General features: G+C 46.4%; 2 tRNA genes and 3 rRNA genes. All 5 read left to right on the forward strand.

Annotated elements, in window-relative coordinates:
- Window positions 1–375 precede the first annotated feature (375 nt).
- The 5 genes from HX13_RS21595 (at window position 376) to rrf (ending at window position 5,529) form a co-directional block, all read left to right on the forward strand.
- Window positions 376–1,892, forward strand: a 16S ribosomal RNA gene (locus tag HX13_RS21595).
- A 205-nt stretch (window positions 1,893–2,097) separates the two neighbouring features.
- Window positions 2,098–2,171 (forward strand) — tRNA-Ile (locus tag HX13_RS21600).
- A gap of 83 nt (window positions 2,172–2,254) precedes the next feature.
- A tRNA-Ala gene (locus HX13_RS21605) sits at window positions 2,255–2,328 on the forward strand.
- 155 nt (window positions 2,329–2,483) lie between these two features.
- A 23S ribosomal RNA gene (locus HX13_RS21610) occupies window positions 2,484–5,239 on the forward strand.
- A 182-nt stretch (window positions 5,240–5,421) separates the two neighbouring features.
- Window positions 5,422–5,529, forward strand: a 5S ribosomal RNA gene (rrf, locus tag HX13_RS21615).
- Together the 16S, 23S and 5S rRNA genes with 2 tRNA genes alongside form the textbook arrangement of a ribosomal RNA operon.
- Window positions 5,530–5,802: the final 273 nt, after the last annotated feature.

Consider the following 5,802-nt stretch of genomic DNA (forward strand, 5'->3'; position numbering starts at 1 on the left):
TAGGTAAGCAAGAACATTATAATACTTCAAAAAGAGACGGACGAAAAAAACATTAAAAACTTTTTGACAAAAAGAGTTGTGGTTTTAAAAAGAGTTTGTATCTTTGCAGTCCGAATAAATCGGAGCGCAGGAGTAGGGGTGATTGAGGTTTTGAGAAGAATTAAGGTTACTTAAAAAACTTTAAAATTTTCTTTAGGAACATTTGGTCATTACAAAATAAAGTTTTACTTTTGCACTCGCAAATACGGAGCGGATATAGACAGAAAGATTGCTTCGTTAAAAAGCGGAAGATATAAAGATCATTGACATACAATATAACAACCAAGTAAGGAAAAACTAAAGCGTTAAAAAACTTTGAGTGAGTCAGACAAACATACAATGGAGAGTTTGATCCTGGCTCAGGATGAACGCTAGCGGGAGGCCTAACACATGCAAGCCGAGCGGTAGATTGCTTTCGGGCAATTGAGAGCGGCGTACGGGTGCGGAACACGTGTGCAACCTGCCTTTATCTGGGGGATAGCCTTTCGAAAGGAAGATTAATACCCCATAATATAAGAGACGGCATCGTTTTTTATTGAAAACTCCGGTGGATAGAGATGGGCACGCGCAAGATTAGATAGTTGGTGAGGTAACGGCTCACCAAGTCGACGATCTTTAGGGGGCCTGAGAGGGTGATCCCCCACACTGGTACTGAGACACGGACCAGACTCCTACGGGAGGCAGCAGTGAGGAATATTGGACAATGGGTGAAAGCCTGATCCAGCCATCCCGCGTGAAGGACGACGGCCCTATGGGTTGTAAACTTCTTTTGTATAGGGATAAACCTTTCCACGTGTGGAAAGCTGAAGGTACTATACGAATAAGCACCGGCTAACTCCGTGCCAGCAGCCGCGGTAATACGGAGGGTGCAAGCGTTATCCGGATTTATTGGGTTTAAAGGGTCCGTAGGCTGATTTGTAAGTCAGTGGTGAAATCTCACAGCTTAACTGTGAAACTGCCATTGATACTGCAAGTCTTGAGTGTTGTTGAAGTAGCTGGAATAAGTAGTGTAGCGGTGAAATGCATAGATATTACTTAGAACACCAATTGCGAAGGCAGGTTACTAAGCAACAACTGACGCTGATGGACGAAAGCGTGGGGAGCGAACAGGATTAGATACCCTGGTAGTCCACGCCGTAAACGATGCTAACTCGTTTTTGGGGCGCAAGCTTCAGAGACTAAGCGAAAGTGATAAGTTAGCCACCTGGGGAGTACGAACGCAAGTTTGAAACTCAAAGGAATTGACGGGGGCCCGCACAAGCGGTGGATTATGTGGTTTAATTCGATGATACGCGAGGAACCTTACCAAGGCTTAAATGGGAAATGACAGGCTTAGAAATAGGCTTTTCTTCGGACATTTTTCAAGGTGCTGCATGGTTGTCGTCAGCTCGTGCCGTGAGGTGTTAGGTTAAGTCCTGCAACGAGCGCAACCCCTGTCACTAGTTGCCATCATTAAGTTGGGGACTCTAGTGAGACTGCCTACGCAAGTAGAGAGGAAGGTGGGGATGACGTCAAATCATCACGGCCCTTACGCCTTGGGCCACACACGTAATACAATGGCCGGTACAGAGGGCAGCTACACAGCGATGTGATGCAAATCTCGAAAGCCGGTCTCAGTTCGGATTGGAGTCTGCAACTCGACTCTATGAAGCTGGAATCGCTAGTAATCGCGCATCAGCCATGGCGCGGTGAATACGTTCCCGGGCCTTGTACACACCGCCCGTCAAGCCATGGAAGTCTGGGGTACCTGAAGTCGGTGACCGTAAAAGGAGCTGCCTAGGGTAAAACAGGTAACTAGGGCTAAGTCGTAACAAGGTAGCCGTACCGGAAGGTGCGGCTGGAACATCTCATTTTAGAGCGTTGAAGAACGTTAAACAAAATTAGTGTCCTAGAGACACAGTACTTACTTAAAGTAAAGCTTTAGTTTTTTGTTTGGTTGGTTATATTATAAATACACAACCCACTAGAAATTAGTAAAGGGATTGGGACAAAGAGGCAAGATAAAAGAAGGAAGCGCAGTCTGATATCTAATATCTGAAATCTGTTAGTCTAACAGACAGTCTCGTAGCTCAGCTGGTTAGAGCGCTACACTGATAATGTAGAGGTCGGCAGTTCGAGCCTGCCCGAGACTACTAATTAAGGCGGCTGGCAAATCGCTTATAGCAGATGGCAAGAAAGCCAAAAGCAAGAAGCAAATCGCTAGAAGCACCTAGAGGGGGAATTAGCTCAGCTGGCTAGAGCGCCTGCCTTGCACGCAGGAGGTCAAGGGTTCGACTCCCTTATTCTCCACATAGTGGATGGTTTAATTTTAAACAAGCAAATAGAGCCAAAAACAATATTTGCGAATTAAACTTGAAATAGCAATTAAGATCATTGACATTAACGGTAAAGACATCACAAAGAGAAAACCGAGCGCATAAAGCGCTTGAGTAACCAAAAATAGGAAAGAAATCGTTAAGGGCGTATGGCGGATGCCTAGGCTTTCAGAGGCGACGAAGGACGTGGTAAGCTGCGAAAAGCTACGGGGATTGGCACACACGAATTGATCCGTAGATATCCGAATGGGGCAACCCAATACATTGAAGATGTATTACCTCGTAAGAGGGGCAAACCCGGAGAACTGAAACATCTAAGTACCCGGAGGAAAAGAAATCGAAGAGATTCCGTAAGTAGTGGCGAGCGAAAGCGGATTAGCCCAAAAGTCTTTATATATTTAGAAGAATGTTCTGGAAAGAACAGCCATAGACGGTGATAGCCCGGTATTCGAAAGGTATATTAAGATGATAAATGAGTAGGGCGGGACACGTGAAATCCTGTCTGAATATGGGGGGACCATCCTCCAAGGCTAAATACTCCTGAAAGACCGATAGTGAACAAGTACTGTGAAGGAAAGGTGAAAAGCACTTCGAATAGAAGGGTGAAATAGAACCTGAAACCGTACGCCTACAAGCGGTCGGAGCAGCGTAATGCTGTGACGGCGTGCCTTTTGCATAATGAGCCTACGAGTTAATTTTACTAGCGAGGTTAAGTAATTAAGTTACGGAGCCGGAGCGAAAGCGAGTCTGAATAGGGCGGATAGTTAGTAGGATTAGACGCGAAACCTTGTGATCTACCCATGGGCAGGTTGAAGCTCTGGTAACACAGAGTGGAGGACCGAACCGGTTGACGTTGAAAAGTCTTCGGATGACCTGTGGGTAGGGGTGAAAGGCCAATCAAACTGGGAGATAGCTCGTACTCTCCGAAATGCATTTAGGTGCAGCGTCGCAACAAAGTTTATTAGAGGTAGAGCTACTGATTGGATGCGGGGGTTTCACCGCCTACCAATTCCTGACAAACTCCGAATGCTAATAAATGTTTTGCGGCAGTGAGGGCATGGGTGCTAAGGTCCATGTCCGAGAGGGAAAGAACCCAGACCAACAGCTAAGGTCCCCAAATATATGTTAAGTTGAAGCAACGCGGTTGGACTGCATTGACAGCTAGGATGTTGGCTTGGAAGCAGCCATTCATTTAAAGAGTGCGTAACAGCTCACTAGTCGAGCGGTCCGGCATGGATAATAATCGGGCATAAACATATTACCGAAGCTATGGATTTATATTTTATAATATATCTGGTAGGAGAGCATTCTATTTGCGCCGAAGCAGTACTGTGAGGTATTGTGGAGCGGATAGAAAAGAAAATGTAGGCATAAGTAACGATAAAGGGGGCGAGAAACCCCCTCACCGAAAGACCAAGGCTTCCTCAGCCATGCTAATCAGCTGAGGGTTAGTCGGGACCTAACGCGAACCCGAAAGGGGTAGTGGATGGACACAGGGTTAATATTCCCTGACTTGCTCACGATAAAAGGGGACGGTTGGATGTATCTGCTGGAGACTGACGGAATAGTCAAGGCCTAGCCTTCGGGCGAAGCTGCTGTAGAGTAATCTGATCCAAGAAAAGCCGAAGTGAAGCAACCCGTACCAAAACCGACACAGGTGGTCGAGGAGAGAATCCTAAGGTGCTCGAGTGAGTCGTGGCTAAGGAACTAGGCAAAATAGTCTCGTAACTTCGGAAGAAGAGACGCCTCCCTCCGGGGAGGCCGCAGTGAAGAGGCCCAGGCGACTGTTTATCAAAAACACAGGACTCTGCTAAATCGAAAGATGCTGTATAGGGTCTGACACCTGCCCGGTGCTGGAAGGTTAAGGAAGGTGCTTAGCGTAAGCGAAGGCATTAACTGAAGCCCCAGTAAACGGCGGCCGTAACTATAACGGTCCTAAGGTAGCGAAATTCCTTGTCGGGTAAGTTCCGACCTGCACGAATGGTGTAACGATCTGGGCACTGTCTCAGCCACGAGCTCGGTGAAATTGTAGTATCGGTGAAGATGCCGATTACCCGCAATGGGACGAAAAGACCCTGTGAACCTTTACTATAACTTCGTATTGACTTTGAGTAAGTAATGTGTAGGATAGGTGGGAGGCTTTGAAGCAGGCACGCTAGTGTTTGTGGAGCCGTCGTTGAAATACCACCCTTTACTTACTTGGAGCCTAACTTCCTATGGAAGGACATTGCGTGGTGGGTAGTTTGACTGGGGTGGTCGCCTCCAAAAGAGTAACGGAGGCTTTCAAAGGTACCCTCAGCACGCTTGGTAACCGTGCGTAGAGTGTAATGGCATAAGGGTGCTTGACTGTGAGACCAACAAGTCGATCAGGTGCGAAAGCAGGACATAGTGATCCGGTGGTTCCGTATGGAAGGGCCATCGCTCATAGGATAAAAGGTACTCCGGGGATAACAGGCTAGTCTCCCCCAAGAGCTCACATCGACGGGGAGGTTCGGCACCTCGATGTCGGCTCGTCACATCCTGGGGCTGGAGAAGGTCCCAAGGGTTGGGCTGTTCGCCCATTAAAGTGGCACGCGAGCTGGGTTCAGAACGTCGTGAGACAGTTCGGTCTCTATCTATTGCGGGCGTTAGATGTTTGAGAGGGCTTGATTCTAGTACGAGAGGACCGAATTGAACAAACCTCTGGTGTATCAGTTGTACCGCCAGGTGCACCGCTGAGTAGCTACGTTTGGAAGAGATAAGCACTGAAAGCATATAAGTGCGAAACTCGCCTCAAGATGAGACATCTTTTAAGGGTCGTTGTAGATGACAACGTTGATAGGCTATAGGTGTAAAGGCAGTAATGTCATAGCCGAGTAGTACTAATTACCCGTAGATTTATAGCCTATGGTTGCTATAAAATTATCATATTAAACATATAATAAATGACAAGTACTTTATGCGCAGTAAAGGTTTTGTCTTTGTGAGAGTTTTTATCGCTTAAAAACCGCAAATGGCAGTAAGCAGTTAGCGATTGGCAAAAAAGCCAAAAGCCAGCAGCAAATAGCCAGATGCTATATACCTTCTTTAGGGTGGTTTTAGCGGTGGGGCTCACCTGTTCCCATTCCGAACACAGAAGTTAAGCCCACCAGCGCCGATGGTACTGCTAACGCGGGAGAGTAGGCCGCCGCCAGTTTTTATTTTATTTTAAAAGTCTCATACAGTAATGTGTGAGACTTTTTTTGTTATAGACCCATCCCATCTATATTATATCTATCCCACGCCTATGTACCTGGAACTATCCCTGCACTTATACAGGGTGAAGAGTGAGAAACAGATAACAGATAATAGATAATAGATAATAGATAATAGATAATAGATAATAGATTCCGGATAGTAAATATGTTTTGGCTAAAGCCTGTGGAATTTTATGGTTTTTATTGAGCACGGGCTAAAGCCCGTGGCTATT

This window comes from Chryseobacterium sp. P1-3 (assembly GCF_000738495.1).
Lineage (GTDB): Bacteria > Bacteroidota > Bacteroidia > Flavobacteriales > Weeksellaceae > Chryseobacterium > Chryseobacterium gallinarum.